The sequence below is a fragment of the Brevundimonas bullata genome (genome assembly GCF_014207965.1).
GTDB lineage: Bacteria > Pseudomonadota > Alphaproteobacteria > Caulobacterales > Caulobacteraceae > Brevundimonas > Brevundimonas bullata_A.
The window spans coordinates 236,218-260,766 of record NZ_JACHLM010000006.1; the positions used below are offsets into that span (position 1 = coordinate 236,218).

Here is a 24,549-nt window from a genome sequence, read left to right on the forward strand (position 1 = left end):
TGATGATCGCCTGATGCAAGCCGTCGCCATCGACTTCGAAACCGCCAACGAGCAGCGCGCCAGCCCCTGCTCCATCGGCCTCGCCTGGATCAATGACGGCGTGATCGAATCCGTCGAGCACCACTACATCCGCCCGCCCGGCATGCGCTTCGCCCGCTTCAACATCGCCTTCCACGGCATTGGCCCGGATCAGGTCGCGGAGGCCGAGGAGTTCCCGGCGGTGCTGGCCGCCATCGCCCCCCGCCTGCAAGGCCGCACGGTTCTGGCCCACAACGCCGCCTTCGACGTCAGCGTCATCCGCGGAACCTGCGACCACTACGGCCTCGCCTACCCCGAGTTCGACTACCTCTGCACCGTCAAGCTGGCCCAGATCACCTGGCCCGAGTTCGCCTCACACAAGCTGAACAACGTCTGCGCCGAGCTGGGCATCCAGTTCAAACACCACGACGCCGCCGAAGACGCCTTCGCCTGCGCCTCGGTGGCGTTGGCGACCCTGCGGCTGCATGAGGCGGCCTGCGCCGCTTCGCTCGCGCAGGCGACGGGCATCAGCCTCGGACGGCTGTACGCTGGCGGCTACAATCCCTGTTCCTCGGCCAAGCCCAAGCGGCCGCGCTGAGACGCCTTGATTCTGTCGCTAAACAGGATCAGCCTCGCTCCATAACGCGAGGAAACCACTATGAAATCTCCGCTCTTTCTTGCCCTAGCGGCAAGTTTGGCCGCCCTGGCCTCGCCCGTTCTGGCGGCTGATCCGACCGGCCTATGGCAGACGCCGACCAATGGCGGTCAGGTGCGTATCGCCCGCTGCGGCCAGGCCCTGTGCGGGACGCTTGTGACCTCGGATCACATCCGCCGCGAACCCAACGCCCGCGACGAGAACAACAAGGATGCGGCCCAGCGCAGCCGCACCCTGCGCGGCCTGCCCATGCTCAGCGGCTTCACCGGTGGCCCGAGCGAATGGCGCGGCGGCTCGGTCTATAACCCGGCGGACGGCGGCACCTATCGCGGCACCATCACCATGACCGGCGACAACGCCCTGCGTCTGCGCGGCTGCATCGTCGCCCCCCTGTGCAAGACCCAGACCTGGACCCGCATCCAGTAGTCGAGACCCACAACCCACGCGAAAGACGCCTCCCCCGCCGGCGCGAGGGAGGCGTTTTCACATCAGCGATTCACGGACGTCATGCCGCCCGGCGCATAACGCTCGCCCACCACCGCGTCGCGCGGGAAGACCGCGTCGATCCGCGCCAGATCCTCCGGCGTCAGCGCGATGTCGGCCGCCGCCACGTTCTGTTCCAGCGTTGCAATCCGGCGCGTGCCGGGGATGGGAACCAGGTCGTCGCCCTGGGCCAGCACCCAGGCCAGGGCAAGCTGCGCCGCCGTCACGCCCTTGTCGGCGGCGATGGCGGCTACGGCGGCGACCAGGTCCAGGTTCTTCTGGAAGTTATCGCCCATGAAGCGCGGATTAGTGCGGCGATAGTCGTCGGGCGCCAGGTCGTCGATCGACCTGATGTCGCCTGACAGGAAGCCCCGCCCCAGCGGGCTGTAGGGCACAAAGCCGATGCCCAGTTCGCGCACCGTGGCGAGGATCTCGTCCTCGGGGTCGCGGCTCCACAGCGAATATTCGGTCTGAAGCGCCGTGATCGGATGCTCGGCGTGGCCGCGCCTCAGAGTGGCGGGCGCCGCCTCCGACAAGCCGAGGAAGCGGACCTTGCCCTCCTTCACCAGCTCGCCCATCGCCCCGACCGTCTCCTCGATCGGCGTATCGGGGTCCATGCGGTGCTGGTAATAGAGGTCGATATGATCGACGCCGAGGCGGCTCAGGCTGCCCTCGACGGCCCGGCGCACATTGGCGGGCGAGCCGTCAGTCACGGCCGAGCCGTCCGCCTGACGATTGATGCCGAACTTGGTGGCGATGAAGGCCTGGTCCCGCCGCCCCTTCAGCGCCTTGCCCAGCAGGACTTCGTTGGTGTGCGGGCCGTACATTTCAGCCGTGTCGAACAGGGTCACGCCCAGGTCGAGCGCGCGGTGGATCACGTCGATCGACTGACCCTCGTCGGCGCCGCCGTAAAAGGCGCTCATGCCCATACAGCCCAGACCCACGGCCGAGACTTCAGGGCCGCCAAGGCCCAGCTTGCGCGTCTTCATGAGCGCATTCCTTCTGATGTGAGGGGGCCGACGGCGCATCCGCCAGCCCCGATCAGATGGGCGCCGTATCGCCTTATTTCAAGGGCGCCGTCTGCGCCTTCAGCCATTCCAGCGCCGCCTCGTCCTTCTGCACGCCCTCGGCCAGCAGAGGCCCGACCTTGGCCAGAACCTCGGCGTGATAGGCGTCGACATAGGCCCGCTCGTCCGCCGTCAGCAGCGCTACGTCGATCAGACGCCGATCCAGCGGAGCCAGGGTCAGCTGCTCGAAGCCGTGCATCGGCCGCTCTCCGCCCGGGATCGGCTCCGGCGCCGTGACGACTTGCAGCGTTTCGATACGGATGCCCCACTCGCCTTCGCGATAGTAACCCGGCTCGTTCGACAGAATCATGCCGGTCAGCAGCGGCTGGGTGTTGACGTAGGGCGCGATGCGCTGCGGCCCCTCGTGCACGCCCAGATAGGAGCCGACGCCGTGGCCGGTGCCGTGGTCGAAGTCGAAACCGGCGTTCCACAGCGGCTGGCGCGCGACTGCATCGAGTTGGTGCCCCGTCGTCCCGGCGGGGAAACGGATCACCGCCATGGCGATGTGGCCCTTCAGCACCAGGGTGAACATCCGGCGCTGATCCGCCGTGCCCTCGCCGATGGCCATGGTGCGGGTCACGTCCGTGGTCCCGTCCAGATACTGGCCGCCGCCGTCCACCAGCAGCAGCGAACCCGCCTCCATCGGACGGATCTTGGCCCCCACCGGCTTGTAGTGCGGCAGGGCGCCGTTCGGCCCGACCCCGGCGATGGTGTCGAAGGACAGGTCCTTCAGCATCCCGGTGGCTTCGCGGAAGCCCTCCAGCGCCTCGACCACCGCCCGCTCGTCCGGGAGTTCCTTCTGCGCGACCGTGTCGACCCAGTGCAGGAAGCGGGTCAGAGCCGCGCCGTCGCGGATGTGGGCCTGACGGCTGCCCTCGATCTCGATGGCGTTCTTCTGCGCGCGCGGCAGGGCGCAGGGGTCCATGCCGCGCACGATGCTGGCGCCCGCCGCTTCCAGCCGGTCGAAATACCAGGCCGAGGACACGGCCGGGTCGATCAGCACCTTCTGGCCTGACAAAGCGTCCAGCGCGGCGGGCAGGGCCTGGGGCGCCTCCAGCGTCACAGCGTCGCCCAACCAGCCGGGCAGTTCGTTCGTCACCTTGGCCGGGTCGAGGAAGACGCTCGCAGTGCCGTCGGCCTTCACCACCGCCTGCCCCAGCGGCAGGGGCGTGCGGATCACGTCGCCGCCGCGAATGTTGAACAGCCAGGCCAGCGACGACGGCGAGGTCAGCACCGCAACGTCAGCGCCCTTGGCCTCGATGGCCTGACCGATGCGGGCGCGCTTGGACGCCGCGTTCTCGCCGGTATAGCGATCGTCGTGCGGCACGACCGGCGCCTGCGGCTGGGCCGGGCGAGCGTCGCCCCAGGCCAGATCAATAGGATTGGGCTGGACCGCCTTCAGCGTCGCCCCGGCCTTCTCGACCGCCGCGCGCAAGGTCGCCAGCGCGTCCGGGCTGTGCAGGCGCGGATCATAGCCGATGACCGAACCGGCGCTCACGCCCTCCAGCCAGGCGGCCAGCCTGTTCAGCTCGACCCGCTCAAACAGGGCCGCGTCCGTCTGGGCCTTGGCCTGGACCGTATAGCGGCCGTCGACGAAGACCGCCGCACGGTCCATCAGCACCACGCCCGCCCCGGCAGAGCCGGTGAAGCCGCTGACCCAGGCCAGACGCTCGCTGGCGTCAGGCAGGTATTCGTTCTGATGCTCGTCCTCGTGCGGGACCAGCAGGCCGTCCAGGCCCTGCTTCGCCATCTTCGCCCGCAGCAAAGGCAGATGTTTCGCCCCGAAGGACGGATCGGTGGTTTCGTCGAATGTCTGGCGCATGAGGCCCATATACTCTCCCTGTAGCGTTTGGGGAGAGCGTATGCGCCTCTCCCTCCCCGACACGGGGAGGGTGGCTGAGCCCGGAAGGGCGAAGCCGGGTGGGGGCGGCTAGGCAAATCAAGCGCCGAGGCCAGGATCGCCTCGCCCTCCCCACCCGGTCGCTTCGCGACCACCCTCCCCGGTACGGGGAGGGAGAATCTGCGCCGCCTATTTCTTCCGCAGTTGCAGCGCGCTCCACGCATCGTGATGGATCGTCTGCTCCACCACGAAGCCCAGCGGCAGATAGGCCTCCAGAATCCGTTCCTCCTGCGTGCGCAGCAGGCCCGAAAGGATGGCGACCCCGCCCGGCTTCAACGCGTTGGCGATCTCGGGCGCGAGGAAGACCAGAGGTGCGGCCAGGATGTTGGCGAAGACCAGATCATAGGGGGCGTGCTGGGCGATGCGCGCATCGCTCAGGCCGTCGGCGAAGTAGAACTCGCACCTGGCGTCGTTGATCTGGGCGTTCTCGTTGGCGATGCGGGCCGAGGGTTCGTCGATGTCGGTGCCGACGGCGATGGGCGAACCCGTCTTGGCCGCAGCGATCGCCAGAACGCCCGTGCCGCAGCCGACATCCAGAACCTTGTCGAACTTTTCAGTCTTCAGCAGGTTGTCGAAGGCTTCCAGGCAGCCGACGGTCGTGCCGTGGTGGCCGGTGCCGAAGGCGGCTCCGGCGTCGATCTTCAGGTTGACCCGACCCTCGGGGATCTTGCCCTGATCGTGGGCGCCATAGACGAAGAAGCGTCCTGCCTCGACCGGCGGCAGGCCCGACAGGCTCATGGCCAGCCAGTCGGCGTCGGCCAGTTTCTCGACGACCACCTCCAGACCCGGCGTCGCACGCAGGATCTCGGCGATCCCCTCCGCCTCCTCGTCGGTCGTCGGAAAGGCGTCAATGCGCCAGACGCCCTTGTCCTCGTCTTCTTCCAGAATCGAGTAGGTCGCGTTTTCCAGCATGGGGTTGGCGTCGATCGCTTCGGCGGCGGCTTCGGCGGCGGCGCGCTCGCCGCGTGCGATTACCTGGACTGCGGACTCGGACATTTCTCAAACACCGTTATGATAACGAATCACGAGTGCGGGCGTGCGGATCGCCCGTATCCATTGAGGGGTCCGGGTATCCATGGCTAAAGCACCGTCTGAATCGAAAACTGCTGCGCCGAAAGCGGCGCCTGCCGCTTCCAAGCCGAAACCGGCGGCAAAGTCGAGCGCTGCGGCGCCCAAGGCCCCTGCAAAACCGAAGGCTGCCGCGAAAACCGCCGCGCCCAAGGCGCCCGCCGCCAAGCCTGCCGTGAAGGCCGCTGCGCCCAAGGCTGCCCCGAAGACGGCTGCGAAGTCTGCCGCAACCAAGAGCACGGCTGCATCCCCGAAGGCCGCCAAGCCTGAGACGGCCCCGGCCAAGACTGCGACCAAGTCCGCCGCCGCCAAACCCGCCGCTCCGAAGAAGGCCGCTGCGCCCAAGGCCGCCGCCGCCCCCAAGCCTGCTGCGCCGAAGCCGGCCGCCGCGGCCAAGCCCGCCGTCGCCCCGGCTTCTGCTCCGGTCGCCGCCGCGCCCGCCCCGACCCCTGCGCCGGTCGAAGCGCCCAAGCCCGCCCCCACTCCGGCGACCCCGACCCCGCAACCGACGCCCGCCGCCGCTGCGCCCCAGCCCGAAAAGAAGAAGGGCTTCTTCGCCCGCCTCTTCGGCTGGTGATCGCCTGAAACGACAAAAGGCCGGAGGGTTCGCCCCTCCGGCCTTTTTCGTGCGTGCTTTCCAGAGAAATCCCTGGAGGCGCAGCCTTAGTCCTGCGGCAGGTCTTCGGCCAGGATCGCCATCTCGAACATGAACGAGCCGGCCTCGTCCTCGTCCTCGAACACCACGCCGATGAACTCGTCATCGACATAGACCTCGGCGGAATCGGCGACCTTGCGGGCCTTCACCTTGATGCCGCCGTGGTTGAACGTGCGCTTCATGTGCGCTTCGACGCGCTTCAGATCGGATTCTTTCACGGGGTAGCCTCGTTGGTGTCGTTGACGGCGGAACCTAGAGAAGGCGCCTCGCCGTGGGAAGCCCGCATCGCAGACGTCCACAGACTCGGCTGCCCTCAGATCACGTAATCATAGGCGATATCGGCCAGGGTATGGTCCATCGTTCGCGCGGGTGCCGCATCGGTCGGACAGGCCACCACTCTAGCCGGCACCCCGGCCACCGTGCAGCCCGCCGGCACCGGCTTCAGCACCACCGAGCCCGAGGCCACCTTGGCGTAGTCGCCGATGACGATATTGCCCAGAACCTTGGCCCCCGCGCCCAGCAGGACGCCGCGCCCGATCTTGGGATGGCGGTCGCCGCGCTCGGCCCCGGTCCCGCCCAGGGTCACAGCGTGCAGCATCGAAACCTCGTCGCCGACCACCGCCGTCTCGCCGATGACGATGCCGGTGCCGTGATCGATGAAGACGCCCGACCCGATCTTGGCCGCCGGGTGGATGTCCAGCTGGAACAGTTCCGAAATCCGGCTCTGGAAGTGGAAGGCCAGGGTGTCGCGGTCCTGGCCCCACAGCCAGTGGGCCACGCGCCAGGCTTGCAGCGCCTGGAAACCCTTGAAGTACATAAAGGGCTGCAACAGCGTGCGGATCGCGGGGTCGCGCTCCTGCACCGCGCGCAAATCGGCTTCCGCCGCCGCCACGACGCCGGGATCGGCGGCGAAGGCCGACAGGGCCACCTCGCGCACCGTCATGGCCCCCAGTTCCGCGTCGCCCAGCTTGCGCGCGATCTGGAAGCTCAGCGCCCCCGCCAGATCGTCATGCGCCAAGACCACAGCGTTCAGCTGCGAGGCCAGGCGCGGCTCCTCTCGCGCAGCGTCCTCGGCTGCGACGCGCAGTTGCGACCACAGGTCCGGCTGTTGCGGCACGATTTCCAGCTTGGCCATCGGCCCTCCGTTCTCAGGCGGCGATCCTACGCCCCCGGCTTGGCCTGCGCCAGCACGACGGGCGGCTCGCCGTCCCGCGCCATATGGGAGGCCCGCCAGATCGTCGCCAGCGCCTGAACCGCGACGATTTCATCGCGGCTGCCGCTATGGCGCCGGGCGTGACGAAATCCTAGCTAGACGGCATGACCGATCTCAACGCCCCCCTGCCCCTGCCCGTCCGCTCCGACGCCATGCTGGCCCGTCTGGCCAACCGCCGCTCGGCCTCGGCCCAGTTGCTGAGCGTCCCCGGCCCGTCCGAAGCTGAGATCGAGCAGATCCTCCACCTCGGCGCCCGCACCCCCGACCACGGCAAGCTCTTCCCCTGGCGCTTCGTGGTGCTGGGTCCGCAGAGCCGCACCGAGCTGTCCGAAGCCCTCGCCGTCCTGGCCGAGAGCCAGAACCGCATCGACAAGGACCTGGCCGTCCTGGCCAAGCTGGCCAATCCGCCCCTGACCATCATGGTCGTCTCGACCCCGATCCAGAGCCATAAGGTCCCGGTCTGGGAGCAGCAGTTGTCCGCCGGCGCCGTCTGCATGAACCTGGAACACGCCGCCGACGCCCTGGGCTATTCGGCCAGCTGGATCACCGACTGGTACGCCTACGACCCCGCCGCCGTCGCCCTGTTCGGCGTCCAGGACGGCGAGACCATCGCCGGCTTCATCCACATCGGCTCCCTGACCGCCCCCCCGCTGGAACGCCCCCGCCCCAACATGGCGCACAAGGTCGAGCGGCGGGGGTAATCCCCCCTTCCGTCATCCTCCGGCGAGCGTAGCGAGACCGGGGGACCCAGCGGCGCCGAAGGCGATCTTCAAGGCAAGCGTCGCGCGTGGCGTTTTTCGCCCTCACGGGCGCCGCTGGGTCCCCCGGTCTGCGCCGCTGCGCGGCTTGCCGGAGGATGACGGAAGTTGAAGAGCTACCGCCCCTCCTCCTCCGGCCGATGCACCAGCGACACCAGCACCACCGAGATGATCATCAGCAGGAACCACGCCCCCAGCTTGTTCAGGCTGACCATCTCCCACCCGCTCTCCTGCCCCGGATAGACCCAGGCCCGCGCGAACGTCCCCAGGTTCTCCGCGAACCAGATGAACAGCGCCACCAGCCCATACCCCAGCAGCAGCGGCATCGACCGCCGCCGCCGGTCGGCGGTGAAGTAGAACCAGCCCCGCCCGAACAGCAGCACCGTCGCCGCGAACAGCGCGATCCGCACGTCCGGCAGCCAGTGATGGGCGAAGAAGTTGACATAGATGGCCGCCGCCAGAACCCAGGTCGTCCACAGCGGCGGATAGCCCCGCACCCGGATATGGAAGATGCGCTGCACCCGCGCGATATAGCTGCCCACCGCCGCATACATGAAGCCCGAGAACAGCGGCACCGCCCCGATCCGCAACAGCGAGTCCTCGGGGTACAGCCACGACCCGTGCGCGGTCTTGAACAGCTCCATGATCGTCCCGGCGACATGGAACAGGAAGATGACCCGCGCCTCCTCCCAGCTCTCCAGCTTGAAGGCCAGCATCAGCCCCTGAATGATCAGCGCCCCGATCACCAGCACGTCATAGCGCGCCACCGGCGCCCCGCCCTCTGGCCAGATGACCGGCCACAGCAGATGCGTCCCCACCAGCAGCACCAACATGGCCCCGCCGAACAGACAGGCCCACCCCTGCTTCAGCCCGAACCACAGGAACTCATAGGCATACCCCCGCCACCGCCCCCGATCCGCCCACGCCTCCGCGCGAGCCATCAAACGACGGCCCCAGGCTTCGAGCGGGAGACGGGGGGATGGGGTCATGGGCGAAGGCTCGCAAAAGGGAACCGATACTTCGGTTTCGTTTCGTTTCGGTTGGTCAGCACCAGTAGCCGCATTGCCCATGAGTATCCTACTGCCGCGCCCGCTAGCCGAAGCTGGCGAAGCAGCGTTAGGTAAGGCCCCATGAGCAGCTTACGCACCCTCGACTTAAATGTTGTCGCCGACCTCGTGGACTTCATCCGGGGTGGCGGATACGTCCTCGATTTCTCCGATTCAACGTTCTCAGAATTCTTCGCCAACGAATTGGACGTCGATATTGACGACGCTCGCTACGCGGATCGCGGCGGCTCGAAAGGTAAGCGACTACGCAGATTTTTAGAACTGGTGGACGACGGAACCGCGCTCAAGACCCTTCAGGCGCTATGGGAAATTCGCCAAGACTTCCTTTTGCGGACGGGGCGTGCAGATCCGGTAATTAATGCCGAGGCACGATACCTAGCGATCCTAAATAGGCTCGGCGGTAGTCCCGCAGCCGCTTCTCCCCAAGAACAACCCAAAGCTGCGTTCGACTTTGCGAAGATGGAGATGCTGAAGCAGGAACTTCTCGACCTCACAGCCTTAGCCCCCCAACGGCGGGGATACGCGTTCGAGACGTACCTTCAGAAATTATTCACGGCATACAATCTGAAGCCGCGCGAGCCATTTCGGAATACTGGCGAACAAATCGACGGTAGCTTTGTCATGGGAGAACAAACGTACCTGCTCGAAGCGAAGTGGCAACAACTCCCGACAGGACAGGCTGATCTCCTCATTTTCGAAGGCAAGTTAATGAGTAAAGCAGCGTGGGCCCGAGGCCTTTTCGTCAGCTACAACGGATTCACGCCGGAGGGCCTTCACGCATTTGGTTCAGGTAAACGCACGATCTGCATGAGCGGCGAGGATATGTGGGAAATGCTGAACCGCCGCCTTCCGTTCGATCATGTCATCGACCGGAAACAGCGCCGGGCTGCCGAAACCGGCATCCCGTTTGTCGGCGTGCGCGATCTTTTCTAGGTTCAAAATAGAACCTCCAAGATCAACCGCCCCCTCACCCCCGCCCGCGATAGGTCGCGACGCCCTGATCCGGCAGCCAGACGCCCTCAATGGGTGCGCCGGTTTGCCAGAAGACGTCGATGGGGATGCCGCCGCGCGGGTACCAGTAGCCGCCGATGCGCAGCCATTTCGGTTGCAGCAGGTCGGCCAGGCGCTTGCCGATGGCGACGGTGCAGTCCTCGTGGAAGGCGCCGTGGTTGCGGAAGCTGGTCAGGTACATCTTCAGGCTCTTGGACTCGACCAGCCAGTCACCGGGCACATAGTCGATGACCACGTGGGCGAAGTCGGGCTGGCCCGTCACCGGGCACAGGCTGGTGAACTCGGGCGCGGTGAAGCGCGCGACATAGAGCGTGTCGGCGTGCGGATTGGGCACGCGTTCCAGCACGGCGGTTTCGGGGCTGGTCGGAGCGGCGGTCTGGGCGCCGAGCTGGGACAGGCTGTCGGTATAGTGCGTCATGCCCGCCATTTAGGCGCTTGCACCGCCAAAGAAAATCCTGCCGCCGCACGGGCGTTTCGACAATCGACCTGGCGCCCCTTCCCGGCGTGGTAGGATGCCGGTCGCGGACGGATGGGCCTGAGGGGGATTTCAGACGATTCAGACGAATTGGACTCTGTTTTTTCCGCGCTCTGCTTCCGCCCCCCCCCCCCAATGTCCGCTCATCCCCGCGGAGGCGGGGACCCAGTGCTTTGGCTGCAAGCGGCGCGCGGAAATCAAAGGGCGCTCTATCCGAACGCGGCGCGTGAGGCTCTTACTGGGTCCCCGCCTCCGCGGGGATGAGCGGGAGTGAGAGTGCATTGCCTTCCCCCGCGACACCCGGTTAGCGTCCCTTAAAACAACCCGCTGAAACCATCCCAGGAAACGACCCGTGGCCATTCCCGCTTCCCTGCAGTCCGGCCTGAAGCTGCCGGTCATCGCCTCGCCCATGTTCCTGGTGTCTGGCCCGGATCTGGTGGTCGAGGCCTGCAATGCGGGCGTGATCGGCACCTTCCCGTCGCTGAACCAGCGCACGACCGAGGGCTATCGGGACTGGGTTCAGGAGATCAAGTCGCGGCTGACGCCTGACGCCGCCGCCTACGGCGTAAACCACATCGTCCACCCGACCAATCCGCGCCTGATGGCCGACATGATGGTCTCGGTCGAAGAAAAAGTGCCGCTGATCATCACCTCGCTCGGCGCGGTGCGCGACGTGGTGGATGCGGTCCACGGTTACGGCGGCGTGGTCTTCCACGACATCGCCAATGTCCGCCATGCGAGGAAGGCCGCCGAGGCGGGCGTGGATGGCCTGATCCTGGTCGCCAACGGCGCCGGCGGCCATGCGGGCGTGGTCAACCCCTTCGCCCTCATCAACGAGGTGCGCAGCTTCTACGACGGGACCATCATCCTGGCGGGCTGTCTGTCGACGGGTCAGGACGTGGCCGCAGCCCTGATGATGGGCGCCGACTTCGCCTATATGGGCACCCGCTTCATCGCCACGACCGAGAGCGAGGCCCAGCCGCACTACAAGGACCTGATCGTCGCCTCGGGCTCGGCCGACATCACCTACACCCCCGCCGTCTCGGGCATCCCGGCCAACTTCCTGACCCCGTCTCTGGTCGAGAACAAGATCGATCCGAAATCCCTGCCCGAACACAAGCTGGACATGGGCGAGGAGGCCAAGGCGTGGAAGACCGTCTGGTCCGCCGGTCAGGGCTCCGGCGCGGTGCACGACATCCCCACTACGGCCCAGCTTGTGGCGCGGTTGACGGATGAATTTTCGCAAGCTTGTGACAAATTCGACAAGAAGCGCCTCTAGGAGCGGCCTCGTCGCTTTCACGAGGCCCCCATGCTCCGCACCCTGACCAACGCCGCCCTGCTCGCCGCCGCCCCCCTGGTCCTGCTGGCCTCCGGGGCCCACGCCCAGGATGCTGCGCAGAGCGCGGGCAAATGGTCCTTCTCGGCCGGCGCCGCGACCGACAACCGCTCCAAGGCGGCGTCCAAGTCCGACGGAAACCCCTTCGTCTATGGGGCTGCGGAATGGGAGAGCGCCAGCGGCCTCTTCTATGGTTCGGGCGGCCTGGAGACCATCGACGGCGGCGGCTCCAAGCTGGAGTCCGAGCTGGTGGCCGGCGTCCGGCCCGAGTTCGCCGGCTTCGACTTCGACCTGAACGTCGCCCACAAGAACCGCTTCGACGCCGACCCCGGCTATGACAATGACGCCTGGGAGTTCACCGCCGACATGAAGCGCTCGATCGGTCCGGCCAGCGCCCGCCTGCGGCTGCAGCACTCGCCCGACGGCACGGGCTCGACCAAGGCCTGGACCTGGGTGGCGCTGCGCGGCGGCTGGGATTTCACCGACAAGCTGAACGTCTCGGCCGAGGTCGGCCGTCGCGATCAGGACAACAGCATCGACTACACCGGCTGGAACGTCGGCGGCGCCTACGCCCTGACGCCCAAGGTCGAGCTGGACCTGCGCTGGCATGACACCGACGCCGACGTTCCGGGCGAACAATACAAGGGCGCCCTGGTGGCCGGGATCAATTTCGCCTTCTGACTTTCTGGCGATCTTCGGTGGCTTATCGACGGAAAGGGCCTACGTTACAGGCATGACTTTCCGTCCGACGACCTTAGAACGTGCTTATCAACTGGCTGGGAGCGGCGCCTGCCGCACCGTCAGCGATGTCAAACAGGCCCTCCAGATCGAGGGCTATGATCGCATTCAGGACAGCCTGTACGGCGGCACCATCACCGCCGCCCTGCGCAAGCTCTGCCAGGCGCACTATGTCGGCGGCCCCGCCGAAACCTCCACCGCAGATCAGGACGAAGAAGAAGACGCCTGACATCAAGGGCCTTGATTTGGACGCCAACCCCGTCCATATTCTGCCTGTCGATCTCTCTGCGTAACGCTGCTGCCCTTTGCTCTGCGCACCGAGGACTAAGCCGATCCATTCAGACCCGACAGGCCGAAGGGATGTTCCTTTTGGCTAACGACTAGCGGAGGTCCTGAAAATGGCTACCGGCACTGTTAAATGGTTTAACTCCACCAAGGGCTACGGCTTCATCCAACCCGATGACGGCGGCAAAGACGTGTTCGTGCACATCTCGGCTGTCGAAGCTGCCGGCCTGCGTGGCCTCGACGAGAACCAAAAGGTCTCGTACGAAATCGAGCGCGACCGTCGCTCGGGCAAGGAATCGGCTGGTCAACTGAAGACCGAAGGCTGATTTCTCGCGCCGTTCATTCGGCGCGGATTTCGAACGGCGGCGACGGCTTCGGCTGTCGCCGCCGTTTTCGTTTGTGGCGTCCAGTTTCAGCCAAATGGCGCCCGGCCCTTGCTAAACGGCGGTAAAGCGCCCACCTTTCACTTGTCGATCTCTCTGCGAAACGCTGCTGCCCCTTTGCATCGCGCACCGAGGTCCAAAGCCGATCCCATTCAGACCCGACAGGCCACCAGGATATCCTTCCTGCGGCTACTCAAACGGGGAGTCCTGCAAATGGCTACCGGCACTGTCAAATGGTACAACTCCACCAAGGGCTATGGTTTCATCCAGCCCGATGATGGCGGCAAGGACGTCTTCGTTCACGCCACGGCCGTCGAGGCCTCTTCGCTCGGTTCGCTGAACGAAAACCAAAAAGTCTCTTACGAAATCGAACGCGACAGCCGCAGCGGTAAAGAATCCGCCGGCCGTCTTCAGGCTGCTGACTAATCTCAGCACCTGAACGGCGGCCTTCAGGCCGCCGAACTCGCTTTCTATCCGCTGAGGGGCCGGCCGCGCTTGCGCGCCGGCCCTGACGCCATCTGGAGATGCCTCATGAGCGCCCTCGCCGACAAGATCCCGACTATGAACGCCGCCGACCTCAAGGCTCTGCGCGCCAACGCCGCGCGCCTGCTGGACTCGGGCTCGCCCGTTCAGGTCGCCTCGGCCACAGAGATCATTCCGCTGATCGACGCCCGTCTCGAAGAGATCGCCGCCGCGCCTAAGGCGCCCGTGGTCCGGAAGCGCGCCGCGCCCAAGAAGAAGCTAGAGCCCGTCACAGGCCACCAGACCGCCCTGCCCGGCAAGACGGTCTGATTTCGCATCGGCGCCTAGCGCATTAGCTGAGGGCCTGATCCAGATCGGCGATCAGGTCTTCCACGTCCTCGACCCCGACTGACAGCCGGATCAGGTTGTCGGTGACGCCGCCGGCCTCGCGAACCTCCTTCGGCACGCTGGCGTGGGTCATGATCGCCGGGTGGTTCACCAGGCTTTCGACCCCGCCCAGCGACTCCGCCAGGGTGAAGACCTGCACCCGCTCCAGCACCCGCTTGGTCCGCTCTAGGTCGCCGTCGATCAACACCGTGACCATGCCGCCGAAGCGGCCGTTCATCTGGCGCGCGGCCAGTTCGTGCTGCGGGTGACTGATCAGGCCCGGATAGATGACCTTGGCCACGCCGCCGTTCTTCCTATCGGCCCGGTCTTCCAGCCAGCGGGCCACGGCCATGGCGTTCTCGTTGTGCGCCTTCATGCGCAGGCCCAGGGTCTTCAGCCCCCGGTTGGCCAGGAAGGCGTCGAACGGCCCCATGACGCCGCCGATCGAGTTCTGCAGGAACTTGATCTGCGCCGCCATCTCGGCGTCCTTGGCCACCAGAACGCCGGCGACGATGTCGGAGTGGCCGTTCAGGTACTTGGTCGCCGAGTGCATCACCACGTCAGCGCCGAGCGCCAGCGGCTGCTGGCTCCACGGCGTGGCGAAGGTGTTGTCGACGACCAGGATCAAGTTGTGCGCCTTGGCGATCTTCGACAGGGCCGCGATGTCGGCCAGCTTCATCAGCGGATTGGTGGGCGTCTCGACCCACAGCATCCGGGTCTTGTCGGTGATGGCCGCGTCGACCGCCGCCAGGTCGGTCAGGTCGATGTAGCTGAAGTCCAGCCCCATCGACCGGCGCCGCACCCGCTCGAACAGCCGCCACGAGCCGCCGTACAGGTCGTCGCCGGTGACGATGTGCGAACCGGCGTCCAGCAGTTCCAGCGCCGTCGAGGTCGCCGCCATGCCCGAGCCGAAGCCGAAGGCCTGAACCCCGCCTTCCAGATCAGCGATACAGGCCTCGAAGGCCTCGCGCGTCGGGTTCTTGCCGCGCGCATACTCATAGCCCTTGTTCACGCCCGGGCTTTCCTGAGCGTAGGTCGAGGTGGCGTAGATCGGCGTCATCACCGCCCCCGTGGTCGGGTCGGGCTTCTGGCCGGCGTGGATGGCGCGGGTCGAGAAACCCTGGCTGTTCTGGATCATAATGGGTTCAAACCTCAGGGATCAGCGTCCGGCGAAAGAAGCCGTCGGCGCGTTCAAATATGTCCGTCCATTCGCCGGGACGGAAGTGATGGCGTCTGACATTCAGGACGACGATCTCGACCGGGACACCCTGCTCACCCAGAATCCGGGCCCAGCGCTTTGTACGACGGGGCGGAATGACGGGGTCGCCTGCGGCGTGGATCAGCATGACCGATGGCCGGCGCACGATTTCCCTCTGCCGGACGTTGCCGGCAGAGGCCACGCCGACGACGGCGCGGATGGGAGTTTGCTGCACGGCGACCTCTGCGGCCAGATAGCCGCCACGCGAATAGCCCATGGCGCCCAGACACGATGCATGGACCCCCGGCAAGGCAAGCGTCCAGTCGGTCGCATCGACAACAGCCCGGGGCCACCAACCCAGTTCATCAGATTGGGCAGCGTCCCGAGCATCGCTGAAATAGTCCGGCATGACGATGCGGTAGCCCAGCTCCGCAAGACGCCGCCCATGCTCCACAAAGACCGGCAAATCAGCCACAAGCCCGCCCGCGCCATGCAGAAGCAACAGGGTCGCGCCGCTCATCGGCCCCGTATCCGTCACCGGCTCTATGACAATAATCGGCCTTTCAAGTCCCCGCGTCTGATATACTGCCTGATGGACACCGCCCGGTTGCGCCCACGCTAGGCCGCCCATAGGCAGGCTTGCGAATGCGCCCAGCGCTAGGCGACGGGTGACCTCCATCGTTTGCTTACCGGTTCAGGCTGAGGTGGTTGATCAAGTCGGTGCGGGCTATCAGGCCGACGAAGGTCTCGCCGTCCAGAACGATGGCCACGCGGTCGCGGTCGAAGATCGGGATCAGAGCGTCCAGGGATTCCGTCACCTGCAGCGTGTCCAGATCGCGAGTCATGGCCGAGGAGACGGGCTTGGCGAAGCGTTCCTTCCGCGTGATCTCGTCGGTGTTCATGATGTGGACGATGTCGCTCTCGTCCAGGATGCCGACCAGACGGCCGTCCTGAATGACCGGCAGTTGCGAGACGCCGTCGCCCTTCATCCGCTTGAAGGCGGTGTCCAGGGTGTCGTCGGGGCCGATCACCACCACGTCGCCATTGGCGTATTTGCGCGTGATCAGGTCCGACAGGTCGCCGTGCAGCTCGCGCTGGGTCAGGCCCTGATCGGCCAGCCAGGCGTCGTTATAGACCTTGGACAGATACTTGGCCCCGGTATCGCACACGAAGGTCACGACCCGCTTCGGCTCGGTCTGCTCCCGGCACCAGCGCAGGGCCGTGGCGATCAGGGTGCCCGACGACGAGCCCGCCAGAATGCCTTCCTTCAGCAGCAGGTCGCGCACTGTGGCGATCGCCTCTGAGTCCGGGATTGAATAGGCCTTGTCGATCAGGTCGGGATCAGCCGTCTCGGGCATGAAGTTCTGGCCGATGCCTTCGACCGAATAGCTGCCGTCAGGCCCCGCCACGCCCTCGTTGATCAGACCCGCAAGCGCCGATCCGACCGGGTCCGCCAGGATGATCTGGGCGTCCGAACCTTGCGCCTTCAGATAGCGGGCGATGCCGGTGATGGTGCCGCCCGAACCGATGCCGGCGACGAAGGCGTCGACCTGACCCTCCATCTGCTCGAAGATTTCCGGGCCGGTCGTCTTGAAGTGGGCCTCGGAGTTGGCGTCGTTGGCGAACTGGTTGACGAAGTAGCCGCCCGGAATCTGCTGGGCCAGACGCTCGGCCATGTCGGTGTAGTATTCAGGGTGGCCGTGCGGCACGTCAGAGCGGGTCAGGCGCACATCGGCGCCCATGGCCCGCAGATGCTGGATCTTCTCCTTCGACATCTTGTCGGGGATGACCAGCAAGACCTTGTAGCCCTTCTGCTTGCCGACCAAAGTCAGAGCCAGGCCGGTGTTGCCCGCCGTGGCTTCCACGATGGTGCCGCCCGGCTTCAGCCAGCCCGCGTTTTCCGCGGCCTCGATCATCGACAGGGCGATGCGGTCCTTGATGGAGCCGCCGGGATTCTGGCTCTCCAGCTTCAGGAAAAGGCGGCAGGGCCCGGTGTCGATCCGCGTCACCTCGACCATCGGCGTCTTGCCGATCAGGTCCAGCAGAGAGCCCACGGGGCGGATCAGGACGGGGGCGTCGGACATCGACATGCGGAAGGCTCCGAAAACAGCGTGTTTAGCGGCGGAAGCTGGGCGTCGTCGCCCTCGCGGTCAACTCACGCAAGTTTTCACCTATTTGCCCCGAAGCGCATTACAAAGGGCGCAATGACCAAGACGCCCAAACGCCCCGCCGCGGGTCTGCCCGACCGAGACACCCTGATCGCCTTCCTGCGCGAAGCCGGCGAGGCCGAAAAGGCCGACATCGCCCGCGTCTTCGGATTGAAGGGCATCGAACGCCGCCAACTGCGCGAAATGCTGAAGACGCTGGAAGCCGAAGGCGTCCTCGGCAAGCGCGGCCGCAAGGGCTTTGCCGAGGCCGGCGCCCTGCCCGCCGTGGGCGTGGCCGACGTGGTGGACCGCGACGCGGACGGCGAGCTCTACGTCGAACTGGTCAAGGGCGGCGAGGATGCGCCACGGGCCCTGTTGCTGCCGGATCGCGAGGGCAAGACGCCCGCGCCCGGCATGGGCGACCGTCTACTGGTCAAGTTCTCGCGCGGGACCGAGGGCTGGGAAGCCCGGCTGGTCAAGCGGCTGGACGCCGGGACCAACCGCGTCCTGGGCGTGATCCGCAAGTCGGCGCGCGAAACCCGCGTCGAGCCGGTCGACAAGCGCTCCAAGGACGTGCTGCTGATCCCGAACGCCGTGGCGGGCGACCTGCGCGACGGCGACCTGGTGCTGGCCTCGATTGAAAAGAGCGATCACCGCCACGGGCCGAAACGCGGCAAGATTCTCGAGACCATCGGCCGCGAGGACGATCCCCGCGCCGCCTCCATCATCGCCATCCACGCCCACGGCCTGCCCACCGGCTTCTCGGAACAGGTCGAGCGCGAGGCCGAGGACCAGGCCCTGCCGACGCTGAAGGGCCGCGAGGACCTGCGCGAGGTTCCCTTCATCACCATCGACCCGGCCGATGCGCGCGACCACGACGACGCCGTCTATGCCGAGCGTGACACTGACCCGAAGAACCCCGACGGCTGGATCGTCTGGGTCGCCATCGCCGACGTGGCAGCCTACGTCCGCCCCAACTCGGCCCTGGACCGCGAGGCGCGCGACAAGGGCAACTCGACCTACTTCCCCGACCGCGTGGAGCCCATGCTGCCGGAGGTCCTGTCTAACGGCCTGTGCAGCCTGAAGCAGGGCGAGAACCGCGCCTGCATGGCCGTGCGGATGATCTTCGACAAGGACGGGAAGAAGACCGGGCACAAGTTCATGCGCGGCCTGATGCGGTCCCACGCCAAGCTCAGCTACGAACAGGCCCAGTCCGCCATCGACGGCCAGCAGGATGATGTGACGGGTCCGATCATGGACGCCATCCTCTATCCGCTGTGGAACGCCTATTCGACCATGCTGAAGGGCCGCCAGCGCCGCAGTCCCCTGGCCATCGAAAGCCCCGAGCGCCGCATCATCATGGGACCCGACGGCGGTATCGCCGCCATCGAGCCGCGCAAGTCGCTGGAGGCCCACCGCCTGATCGAAGAAATGATGATCCAGGCCAACGTCTGCGCCGCCGAGACGCTGGAAAAGACGCGCACGCCGCTGATCTATCGCGTCCACGAAGCGCCCAGCCAGGAGAAGATCTTCAACCTGGCCGACTTCCTGCACACCATCGGCAAGCCCTGGAACAAGGGCGAGCCGGCCAACACCAAGCGGTTCAACAAGCTGCTGGACGAAACCCGCGACGGCCCCCACGCCGAGGTGGTCAACGAGGTGGTCCTGCGCACCCAGATGCAGGCCGTCTATTCCCCGGACAACGTCGGCCACTTCGGTCTGCACCTGGACCGCTACGCCCACTTCACCTCGCCGATCCGGCGCTATTCCGACCTGATCGTTCACCGCGGCCTGATCCGCGGCCTGAACCTGGGCTCGGACGGCCTGACGGACCGCGAGATCGCCGAACTGACCGCTATCGCTGAGCAGGTCACGAGCACCGAGCGTCGCTCCATGGCCGCCGAGCGCGACGCCATGGACCGCTACATCGCCGCCTTCCTGGAAGACCACGTCGGCGCGACCTTCGGCGGACGGATCACCGGCGTCACCCGCTTCGGCCTGTTCGTGCGGCTGGACGAGACGGGCGCCGACGGCCTGGTGCCGGTCTCGACGCTCGGCAGCGAGTATTTCACCCACGACGACCGCGCCCACGCCCTGGTCGGCGAGCGCACCGGCAAGCGCTTCACCCTGGGCCGTCGCGTCGAGGTCAAGCTGATGGAGGCCACGCCGGTCACCGGCGGTCTGGTGCTGGAAATGGTGTCAGAGCCGGACCCGCGCGATCCCAACGCCCCGGCTCCCCGCTATGGCATCCGTGGACGCGGTGGCGACGGCCCGCCCAAGCGTGGCAAGGGTCGCCCCGGCGGTCCCAAGCCCCGCAACGGCGTCAAGCCCTCCGGCGGGCTGAAGGGGGTTCGCAAGGGCAAGCGGAAGTGAAGCCCGCTGCCCCCTTCGACGCCGCTCAGGACCTGGCCGACGCCCCGCGCACCGGCGGCGGCCAGAAGCCCAAGGACGCCGCCACCCTGATCCTGACGCGCGGCGGAGATCGGCCCGAGGTGCTGATGGGCCGACGCGCGCCCGGCCATGTCTTCATGGCCTCGAAATGGGTATTCCCCGGCGGGCGCATCGACCGTTCCGACTTCACCGCCGCCTCTTGCGGCGAGCTGTCATCCGACGTCGCCCGGAGGCTGGAGGCGGAAATGCCCGCCCGTCGCGCCCGCGCCCTGGCCCTGACCGCCGTGCGCGAAACCTTCGAGGAAACCGGCCTGATCCTGGGGCGCCCGGCCCCGCCCGCGTCCGTCGCCGGGCCGTGGCGGGAATACCGTCAGGCCGGCGCCCTGCCCGACCTGTCGGTCCTGTCCTACATCGCGCGCGCCATCACACCGCCGGGCCGCACGAGGCGCTTCGACGCCCGCTTCTTCATGGCGCCGGTCGAGGCCCTGCGCGATCCCGACCGGATCGAGGGCTCAGGCGAACTGGACGAGATCGCCTGGCTGCCGCTGGACGAGGCGCGGGCGCTGGACCTGCCCGCCATCACCCGCTTTGTCCTCGGTGAGATGGCTGAGCGGCTGACGCACCCCGACCGTCCCCTGCCCTTCGTCCGCATGGTGCGCGGGCAGCATGTGGTCGAACACAGGGACTGACGCCTGCTTCCCTTCTCCCCTCGGGGGAGAAGGCTCTCTCGTTCTTACTGGGCGACCGGCTTCTTCAGGTCGAACTCGACGCGGAAGTGGCGATTCGGACGGCGCAGCTCATAGGCGAACATCTGCGCCGGGTGGACTTCCATGGCCCACGTATTGGTAGTCGAGACCGAGGCGTTGTTGGCGTTGAACAGGTCGATGGATTCCTGATCGACCGGGAACTCCTGCCGCTCGGCCGTGCCCGCGCCCGCCGTGTCGCCGCCGTACCAGTGCAGGACGTCGGTCGTGCCGTCGTCGTGGCGGTGATCATGCTTCAGGCGCAGGCCCGTGGCGGTGCGCGTCACCACCCAGGTCCGCGAGCGGTCGGCGCCGACCCAGAAGGGAATGCGGATCTCTTCGGCCGAGCAGTCGCGAACATGCATCAGCAGACGCTGGGTGGCGAAGTCCGAATCGGCGGCTTCGGTTGTGACCACCTTGCCCTCGAACCGTTGGCCGCACAGGGCGCTCAGGTTCTTAAAGAAGGCGTCCTGGGGCGTTTCCGCGTGCGCGGCGGAGGGCAAGGACGACAGGGTCAGGGCGGCGGCCGCAAGGGCGATCGAGGTCATGGCTTTCATTCCAGCAGCCTAGCCGCTAGAAGCCATTCCTCAACGCGACATCGCGGGCGTTGACTTTAGTCTCCGTCTGAGTATGTTCCGCGCCTCTCGTTTCATGCGGCTTTCGCCGTCGCAAAGGTACTTCCGATGGCCAAACCGGCTTCCATCAAGATCCGCCTGAACTCCACCGCTGACACCGGCTTCTTCTACGTCACCAAGAAGAACGCTCGTACGATGACCGAAAAGATGGTCGTCAAGAAGTACGATCCCGTCGTCCGCAAGCACGTTGAGTTCAAAGAAGGCAAGATCAAGTAAGGGCTTAACCGCCCGGGCCTTACGGCTCGCTTGACTGTAGAATTCGAAACGCCCGGCTTTCCAGCCGGGCGTTTTTCGTTGTCGGATCAACAGGAAGGCGTTCAGGCCGCGCGAGCGACGACCTTGTTCCGCCCCGAAGCCTTGGCCTCATAGACACCCTCATCCGCCCGCTTCAACAGGGATTCAGGCGTGTCGTCCGCGCCCGTTGTGGCGGCCACGCCGACCGAGACCGTGATGTTCAGGTGGGCCTTGCCGTCCATGACGCGGAAAGGCGCCGCGCCGACATCGCGCCTGATCCGCTCGGCGATGCGATGGGCATCCTCCAGCGTCGTGCCGGGCATGACCACCACGAACTCCTCGCCGCCGAATCGGCACGGCAAGTCCACAGCGCGCACATTGGTCGCCAACCGCACCGAAAACTCGCGCAGCACCTCGTCCCCGGCGTCATGGCCGAAGCCGTCGTTGACCGCCTTGAAGTGGTCGATGTCCAGAACCAGCACCGCCACCGGCTCGCTGCCGCGGTTGGTGCGGGCGACCAGGGCTTGCAGCTGATTCGTCATGTAGCGACGGTTGTGCAATCCGGTCAGGGCGTCGGTGACGGCCATCTCCAGGCTGTGGTCCAGCTTTTCGCGCAGAAAATCGCCATAGCGTTTGCGGCGCACCTGGGTCCGCACCCGCGCCGACAACTCCTCGGGATCGACTGGTCGCGTCAGAATATCGTTGGCCCCCAGGTCCAGCGCCTTCAGCAGCCGGGGCCGATCCTGAGCGTCCACCAAGGCCAGAATCGGCAGCCGCCGCGTGGGTTCCTTGGAACGCGCCTGGGCGATCAACCTCAGGCCGTCAAAGCCTTCGGAGGTCACGTTGATGATCATCAGATCCACAGCACCACGCGCCGCCTCCAGCGCTGCGACCGGATCAGCCTCGACCAGGGGGCGATGCTCGACCGCCAGCTCCTGCGCCACCTTGGCGGCCTGCAGGGCGTTGTCGTCCACCACCAGAACGCGCCCGCCCGAGCCCTTCAGCCTCGCCACGCCTGCGGTGTCGACGCCGACGCGTCGCCCGCTTTCTTCGCGCTCGCGCAGCTCGTCCATGACCATCTTCAGCCGGGTCAGGCTCCTGACCCGCGCCATCAGAATCACATCGTCCAACGGCTTGGTCAGAAAGTCGTCGGCGCCCGCCTCAAGCCCGCGGATACGATCATGCCGCCCATCCAGCGCCGTCACCAGAACGACGGGAATGTGCCGCGTCTTCGGCTCATCCTTCAGGCGACGACAGGTCTCGAACCCGTCCATCCCTGGCATCATGACGTCCAGCAGGATCAGATCCGGTTGCTCGGCGATGGCCAGAGCAATGGCCGTCAGTCCGTCGCCGCAGGTCAGAGCGTCGTAGTATTCGATGGTCAGCTTGGCTTCGAGCAGTCGGACATTGGTCTCGACGTCGTCCACGACCAGGATGCGCGCGCTCATGCCGCCCTACCCCAGATGCTTGCGGATCGTTTCGAGGAAGGACACCACGGAGATCGGCTTGGAGATATAGGCCTCGCAACCACCCTGCCTGATCCGCTCCTCATCGCCCTTCATGGCAAAGGCGGTAACGGCGATGACGGGGATATGGTTCAGCTCTTCATCGTCCTTGAGCCACTTGGTCACTTCCAGGCCGGAAATCTCGGGCAACTGGATGTCCATCAGGATCAGATCGGGGCGATGCTGGCGCGCAATGGCCAGCGCCTGCAGCCCTTCTCGGGTCTGCAGGGTCTCGTAACCCTGAGAATCGAGCAGATCATGAAAAAGCTTCATGTTCAGCTCGTTATCCTCGACGATGAGGACTTTCTTGGACATCCGCCACCCGGCTGTTTCGCCAACAAATCGCGCCATTGCGCAGGGCTTTTCGCCTTCTTCGGATGCACTGTGGCGCACGCAGTCTTAAGTTGACGTGAAGCTGAAGAACCGGAGTCAATTTTGAACCTGAAGGCCGTCTGCCGCGACTGCCTGTGGACCGGCGACCGCAAGGTCGAGCGGTGTCCTTCGTGCGCTTCGCGTCGGGTGATCGCCCACGACGAACTGGGCGCCCTGACCATCGCCCACCTGGATTGCGACGCCTTCTACGCCTCGGTCGAGAAACGCGACCGACCGGAACTCCGCGACAAGCCGGTGATCATCGGCGGCGGCAAGCGCGGCGTGGTCTCGACCGCCTGCTACGTCGCCCGCCTGCACGGCGTCGGCTCGGCCATGCCCATGTTCAAGGCGCTGAAGGCCTGTCCCGACGCGGTCGTGATCAAACCCGACTTCAGGAAATACGTGGCCGAAAGCGAGCGCATTTTCGGCGCGGTCGGCAAGCTGACGCCCCTGGTCCAGACCCTGTCTCTGGACGAGGCCTGGATCGACCTGTCGGGCACCGAACGCCTCAACGGCGGCCCGCCCGCCTTCCAACTGATCCGGCTGCAAAAATGGATCGAGGACGAGATCGGCCTCAGTGTCTCCATCGGCGTGGCCCCAAACCGCTTCCTGGCCAAGATCGCCTCCGAAATGGACAAGCCGCGCGGCTTTTCCGTCATCGGCGCAACTGAAGCGAAAGGCCTGCTGGCCTCGCGCCCGGTCAACATCCTGCCCGGCGTCGGGCCGGTGTTTGGCCGCACCCTGCGCTCCGACGGCTTCGCCACTGTCGGCGATCTGGCCGCCGCCGACGTCAAGGACCTGATCCGCCGCTATGGCGAGACAGGCCTGCGCCTCTATGAGCTCAGCCACGCTCGCGACGCCCGCCCCGTGCGCCCCGACCACGACCGGCGCGGCATGAGCGCCGAGACCACCTTCAACGACGACCTGACCGCCGCCGAGGATCTGGAGGCCGAACTTTGGCCCCTGTGTGAGAAGCTGGCCTCCAAGGCCCGGCGCGACGGCGTGGCCAGCCGCGTCGTGGTGCTGAAACTGCGCAAGGCCGACTTCAGGATCGTCACCCGCCGCATCACCCTGGCCGAGCCGGTGCAGACGGCGCGAGTGCTGTTTTCCGCTGGGCGCGACCTGCTAAGGCCCGAACTGGGCGAGCCCTACCGTCTGATCGGCATCGGCCTGGCCGAGATCGCCGAGGCGAGCGCCGCCCCCGCCGGCCTGTTCGCGACGCCTGAGACGCGCGCCCTGAAGACCGAGACCGCCATCGACGCCCTGCGCGAGAAATTCGGCGCCGGCGCCGTGGTCGCGGGCCGCGCGCTCAAGAAGCCCGGATGACGCGGCCCGCCCGGCGCGCTAAACCCCGCTCAACCTC

At 66.4% G+C, this 24,549-nt stretch carries 28 protein-coding genes; 15 read left to right on the top strand and 13 right to left on the bottom strand.

Features of this window, described 5'->3' with window-relative positions; translation table 11 throughout:
* Positions 1-13: 13 nt before the first annotated feature.
* Together HNP51_RS16230 and HNP51_RS16235 are read left to right on the top strand one after the other, a co-directional pair.
* The gene (locus HNP51_RS16230; protein ID WP_184272670.1) at positions 14-616 is read left to right on the top strand and encodes a 3'-5' exonuclease; all 603 of its coding nucleotides are present in this window, start codon (positions 14-16) and stop codon (positions 614-616) included.
* A gap of 60 nt (positions 617-676) precedes the next feature.
* Positions 677-1,099 (top strand): DUF2147 domain-containing protein, encoded by a 423-nt coding sequence (locus tag HNP51_RS16235; RefSeq protein WP_184272667.1) that lies wholly within the window; start codon positions 677-679, stop codon positions 1,097-1,099.
* 62 nt (positions 1,100-1,161) lie between these two features.
* Here HNP51_RS16235 and HNP51_RS16240 read toward each other — a convergent pair whose 3' ends face one another.
* The 3 genes from HNP51_RS16240 to HNP51_RS16250 form a co-directional block, all read right to left on the bottom strand.
* On the bottom strand, positions 1,162-2,145 hold the full coding sequence (locus HNP51_RS16240; RefSeq protein WP_184272664.1) for an aldo/keto reductase: 984 nt from the start codon (positions 2,143-2,145) through the stop codon (positions 1,162-1,164).
* Between the two features lie 73 nt (positions 2,146-2,218).
* On the bottom strand, positions 2,219-4,045 hold the full coding sequence (locus HNP51_RS16245; RefSeq protein WP_184272661.1) for an aminopeptidase P family protein: 1,827 nt from the start codon (positions 4,043-4,045) through the stop codon (positions 2,219-2,221).
* Between the two features lie 207 nt (positions 4,046-4,252).
* A complete protein-coding gene (locus HNP51_RS16250) occupies positions 4,253-5,119 on the bottom strand; it encodes a 50S ribosomal protein L11 methyltransferase (protein WP_184272658.1) in 867 nt (288 codons plus the stop codon).
* 79 nt (positions 5,120-5,198) lie between these two features.
* Between HNP51_RS16250 and HNP51_RS16255 the strand changes: the two genes are divergently transcribed.
* Complete coding sequence (locus HNP51_RS16255) at positions 5,199-5,768, top strand: hypothetical protein (RefSeq protein WP_184272655.1); 570 nt, start codon at positions 5,199-5,201, stop codon at positions 5,766-5,768.
* Between the two features lie 86 nt (positions 5,769-5,854).
* On the opposite strand, the gene HNP51_RS16260 is transcribed toward HNP51_RS16255, so the two are convergent.
* Together HNP51_RS16260 and cysE are read right to left on the bottom strand one after the other, a co-directional pair.
* Positions 5,855-6,064 (bottom strand): DUF3126 family protein, encoded by a 210-nt coding sequence (locus HNP51_RS16260; protein WP_184272652.1) that lies wholly within the window; start codon positions 6,062-6,064, stop codon positions 5,855-5,857.
* A 95-nt stretch (positions 6,065-6,159) separates the two neighbouring features.
* On the bottom strand, positions 6,160-6,981 hold the full coding sequence (gene cysE, locus HNP51_RS16265) for a serine O-acetyltransferase (protein WP_184272648.1): 822 nt from the start codon (positions 6,979-6,981) through the stop codon (positions 6,160-6,162).
* Between the two features lie 182 nt (positions 6,982-7,163).
* Between cysE and HNP51_RS16270 the strand changes: the two genes are divergently transcribed.
* A complete protein-coding gene (locus HNP51_RS16270) occupies positions 7,164-7,760 on the top strand; it encodes a nitroreductase (RefSeq protein ID WP_184272644.1) in 597 nt (198 codons plus the stop codon).
* Between the two features lie 173 nt (positions 7,761-7,933).
* On the opposite strand, the gene HNP51_RS16275 is transcribed toward HNP51_RS16270, so the two are convergent.
* Entirely contained in the window at positions 7,934-8,806 is an 873-nt protein-coding gene (locus HNP51_RS16275; protein WP_184272641.1) for a DUF817 domain-containing protein, read from the bottom strand.
* Positions 8,807-8,947: 141 nt separating this feature from the next.
* Here HNP51_RS16275 and HNP51_RS16280 point away from each other — a divergent pair, with 141 nt between their 5' ends.
* Positions 8,948-9,817 (top strand): hypothetical protein, encoded by an 870-nt coding sequence (locus tag HNP51_RS16280; RefSeq protein WP_184272638.1) that lies wholly within the window; start codon positions 8,948-8,950, stop codon positions 9,815-9,817.
* 34 nt (positions 9,818-9,851) lie between these two features.
* Here the strand turns inward: HNP51_RS16280 and queF are convergent, their stop codons facing one another.
* Positions 9,852-10,313, bottom strand: coding sequence for a preQ(1) synthase (gene queF, locus HNP51_RS16285; protein WP_184273320.1), 462 nt, complete (start codon positions 10,311-10,313; stop codon positions 9,852-9,854).
* 409 nt (positions 10,314-10,722) lie between these two features.
* Here queF and HNP51_RS16290 point away from each other — a divergent pair, with 409 nt between their 5' ends.
* The 6 genes from HNP51_RS16290 (at position 10,723) to HNP51_RS16315 (ending at position 13,904) form a co-directional block, all read left to right on the top strand.
* The gene (locus tag HNP51_RS16290) at positions 10,723-11,649 is read left to right on the top strand and encodes a nitronate monooxygenase family protein (RefSeq protein WP_184272635.1); all 927 of its coding nucleotides are present in this window, start codon (positions 10,723-10,725) and stop codon (positions 11,647-11,649) included.
* Positions 11,650-11,679: 30 nt separating this feature from the next.
* Positions 11,680-12,387: a TorF family putative porin gene (locus HNP51_RS16295; RefSeq protein ID WP_184272632.1), complete on the top strand. Its 708-nt coding sequence runs from the start codon at positions 11,680-11,682 to the stop codon at positions 12,385-12,387.
* A 52-nt stretch (positions 12,388-12,439) separates the two neighbouring features.
* The gene (locus HNP51_RS16300; RefSeq protein ID WP_184272629.1) at positions 12,440-12,673 is read left to right on the top strand and encodes a hypothetical protein; all 234 of its coding nucleotides are present in this window, start codon (positions 12,440-12,442) and stop codon (positions 12,671-12,673) included.
* A 169-nt stretch (positions 12,674-12,842) separates the two neighbouring features.
* Positions 12,843-13,055: a cold-shock protein gene (locus HNP51_RS16305; protein WP_003167329.1), complete on the top strand. Its 213-nt coding sequence runs from the start codon at positions 12,843-12,845 to the stop codon at positions 13,053-13,055.
* A gap of 270 nt (positions 13,056-13,325) precedes the next feature.
* Entirely contained in the window at positions 13,326-13,538 is a 213-nt protein-coding gene (locus HNP51_RS16310) for a cold-shock protein (protein WP_184272626.1), read from the top strand.
* 105 nt (positions 13,539-13,643) lie between these two features.
* On the top strand, positions 13,644-13,904 hold the full coding sequence (locus tag HNP51_RS16315) for a hypothetical protein (protein WP_184272623.1): 261 nt from the start codon (positions 13,644-13,646) through the stop codon (positions 13,902-13,904).
* 22 nt (positions 13,905-13,926) lie between these two features.
* Here the strand turns inward: HNP51_RS16315 and HNP51_RS16320 are convergent, their stop codons facing one another.
* From HNP51_RS16320 to HNP51_RS16330, 3 genes are all read right to left on the bottom strand, one after another.
* Positions 13,927-15,099 (bottom strand): cystathionine gamma-synthase, encoded by a 1,173-nt coding sequence (locus tag HNP51_RS16320; RefSeq protein WP_184272620.1) that lies wholly within the window; start codon positions 15,097-15,099, stop codon positions 13,927-13,929.
* A gap of 7 nt (positions 15,100-15,106) precedes the next feature.
* Positions 15,107-15,679, bottom strand: a complete 573-nt coding sequence (locus HNP51_RS16325) for a dienelactone hydrolase family protein (protein WP_184272617.1) — start codon at positions 15,677-15,679, stop codon at positions 15,107-15,109.
* 166 nt (positions 15,680-15,845) lie between these two features.
* Positions 15,846-17,249, bottom strand: coding sequence for a cystathionine beta-synthase (locus HNP51_RS16330; protein WP_184272614.1), 1,404 nt, complete (start codon positions 17,247-17,249; stop codon positions 15,846-15,848).
* A 114-nt stretch (positions 17,250-17,363) separates the two neighbouring features.
* On the opposite strand from HNP51_RS16330, the gene rnr reads away from it, so the two are divergent.
* Positions 17,364-19,679: a ribonuclease R gene (gene rnr, locus HNP51_RS16335; RefSeq protein WP_184272611.1), complete on the top strand. Its 2,316-nt coding sequence runs from the start codon at positions 17,364-17,366 to the stop codon at positions 19,677-19,679.
* Positions 19,676-20,386: an NUDIX domain-containing protein gene (locus HNP51_RS16340; protein WP_184272609.1), complete on the top strand. Its 711-nt coding sequence runs from the start codon at positions 19,676-19,678 to the stop codon at positions 20,384-20,386. The genes rnr and HNP51_RS16340 overlap by 4 nt, the downstream gene beginning before the upstream one ends.
* A gap of 44 nt (positions 20,387-20,430) precedes the next feature.
* Here the strand turns inward: HNP51_RS16340 and HNP51_RS16345 are convergent, their stop codons facing one another.
* Positions 20,431-20,988 carry a hypothetical protein gene (locus HNP51_RS16345; protein WP_221415956.1) on the bottom strand — a complete coding sequence of 186 codons (558 nt, stop codon included), beginning with the start codon at positions 20,986-20,988 and terminating at the stop codon, positions 20,431-20,433.
* Positions 20,989-21,123: 135 nt separating this feature from the next.
* Here HNP51_RS16345 and rpmG point away from each other — a divergent pair, with 135 nt between their 5' ends.
* On the top strand, positions 21,124-21,291 hold the full coding sequence (rpmG, locus tag HNP51_RS16350; RefSeq protein WP_003164451.1) for a 50S ribosomal protein L33: 168 nt from the start codon (positions 21,124-21,126) through the stop codon (positions 21,289-21,291).
* Positions 21,292-21,392: 101 nt separating this feature from the next.
* Here rpmG and HNP51_RS16355 read toward each other — a convergent pair whose 3' ends face one another.
* Together HNP51_RS16355 and HNP51_RS16360 are read right to left on the bottom strand one after the other, a co-directional pair.
* Positions 21,393-22,757, bottom strand: coding sequence for a PleD family two-component system response regulator (locus HNP51_RS16355; protein ID WP_184272604.1), 1,365 nt, complete (start codon positions 22,755-22,757; stop codon positions 21,393-21,395).
* A 6-nt stretch (positions 22,758-22,763) separates the two neighbouring features.
* Positions 22,764-23,129, bottom strand: coding sequence for a response regulator (locus tag HNP51_RS16360; RefSeq protein WP_184273318.1), 366 nt, complete (start codon positions 23,127-23,129; stop codon positions 22,764-22,766).
* A 126-nt stretch (positions 23,130-23,255) separates the two neighbouring features.
* Between HNP51_RS16360 and HNP51_RS16365 the strand changes: the two genes are divergently transcribed.
* Positions 23,256-24,512, top strand: a complete 1,257-nt coding sequence (locus HNP51_RS16365) for a DNA polymerase IV (RefSeq protein WP_409360132.1) — start codon at positions 23,256-23,258, stop codon at positions 24,510-24,512.
* The last annotated feature ends 37 nt before the right edge of the window (positions 24,513-24,549 follow it).

Bases quoted from the DNA above. Each gene is read 5' to 3' on its own strand.
- HNP51_RS16345 (WP_221415956.1), bottom strand. From the start codon at position 20,988: ATGACCTCGATCGCCCTTGCGGCCGCCGCCCTGACCCTGTCGTCCTTG.
- HNP51_RS16235 (WP_184272667.1), top strand. From the start codon at position 677: ATGAAATCTCCGCTCTTTCTTGCCCTAGCGGCAAGTTTGGCCGCCCTG.
- HNP51_RS16325 (WP_184272617.1), bottom strand. From the start codon at position 15,679: ATGAGCGGCGCGACCCTGTTGCTTCTGCATGGCGCGGGCGGGCTTGTG.
- HNP51_RS16240 (WP_184272664.1), bottom strand. From the start codon at position 2,145: ATGAAGACGCGCAAGCTGGGCCTTGGCGGCCCTGAAGTCTCGGCCGTG.
- HNP51_RS16295 (WP_184272632.1), top strand. From the start codon at position 11,680: ATGCTCCGCACCCTGACCAACGCCGCCCTGCTCGCCGCCGCCCCCCTG.
- HNP51_RS16245 (WP_184272661.1), bottom strand. From the start codon at position 4,045: ATGCGCCAGACATTCGACGAAACCACCGATCCGTCCTTCGGGGCGAAA.
- rnr (WP_184272611.1), top strand. From the start codon at position 17,364: ATGACCAAGACGCCCAAACGCCCCGCCGCGGGTCTGCCCGACCGAGAC.
- HNP51_RS16315 (WP_184272623.1), top strand. From the start codon at position 13,644: ATGAGCGCCCTCGCCGACAAGATCCCGACTATGAACGCCGCCGACCTC.
- HNP51_RS16255 (WP_184272655.1), top strand. From the start codon at position 5,199: ATGGCTAAAGCACCGTCTGAATCGAAAACTGCTGCGCCGAAAGCGGCG.
- HNP51_RS16230 (WP_184272670.1), top strand. From the start codon at position 14: ATGCAAGCCGTCGCCATCGACTTCGAAACCGCCAACGAGCAGCGCGCC.
- HNP51_RS16300 (WP_184272629.1), top strand. From the start codon at position 12,440: ATGACTTTCCGTCCGACGACCTTAGAACGTGCTTATCAACTGGCTGGG.
- HNP51_RS16360 (WP_184273318.1), bottom strand. From the start codon at position 23,129: ATGTCCAAGAAAGTCCTCATCGTCGAGGATAACGAGCTGAACATGAAG.
- HNP51_RS16320 (WP_184272620.1), bottom strand. From the start codon at position 15,099: ATGATCCAGAACAGCCAGGGTTTCTCGACCCGCGCCATCCACGCCGGC.
- HNP51_RS16275 (WP_184272641.1), bottom strand. From the start codon at position 8,806: ATGACCCCATCCCCCCGTCTCCCGCTCGAAGCCTGGGGCCGTCGTTTG.
- cysE (WP_184272648.1), bottom strand. From the start codon at position 6,981: ATGGCCAAGCTGGAAATCGTGCCGCAACAGCCGGACCTGTGGTCGCAA.
- queF (WP_184273320.1), bottom strand. From the start codon at position 10,313: ATGACGCACTATACCGACAGCCTGTCCCAGCTCGGCGCCCAGACCGCC.
- HNP51_RS16305 (WP_003167329.1), top strand. From the start codon at position 12,843: ATGGCTACCGGCACTGTTAAATGGTTTAACTCCACCAAGGGCTACGGC.
- HNP51_RS16330 (WP_184272614.1), bottom strand. From the start codon at position 17,249: ATGTCGATGTCCGACGCCCCCGTCCTGATCCGCCCCGTGGGCTCTCTG.
- HNP51_RS16355 (WP_184272604.1), bottom strand. From the start codon at position 22,757: ATGAGCGCGCGCATCCTGGTCGTGGACGACGTCGAGACCAATGTCCGA.
- HNP51_RS16270 (WP_184272644.1), top strand. From the start codon at position 7,164: ATGACCGATCTCAACGCCCCCCTGCCCCTGCCCGTCCGCTCCGACGCC.
- HNP51_RS16280 (WP_184272638.1), top strand. From the start codon at position 8,948: ATGAGCAGCTTACGCACCCTCGACTTAAATGTTGTCGCCGACCTCGTG.
- rpmG (WP_003164451.1), top strand. From the start codon at position 21,124: ATGGCCAAACCGGCTTCCATCAAGATCCGCCTGAACTCCACCGCTGAC.
- HNP51_RS16310 (WP_184272626.1), top strand. From the start codon at position 13,326: ATGGCTACCGGCACTGTCAAATGGTACAACTCCACCAAGGGCTATGGT.
- HNP51_RS16250 (WP_184272658.1), bottom strand. From the start codon at position 5,119: ATGTCCGAGTCCGCAGTCCAGGTAATCGCACGCGGCGAGCGCGCCGCC.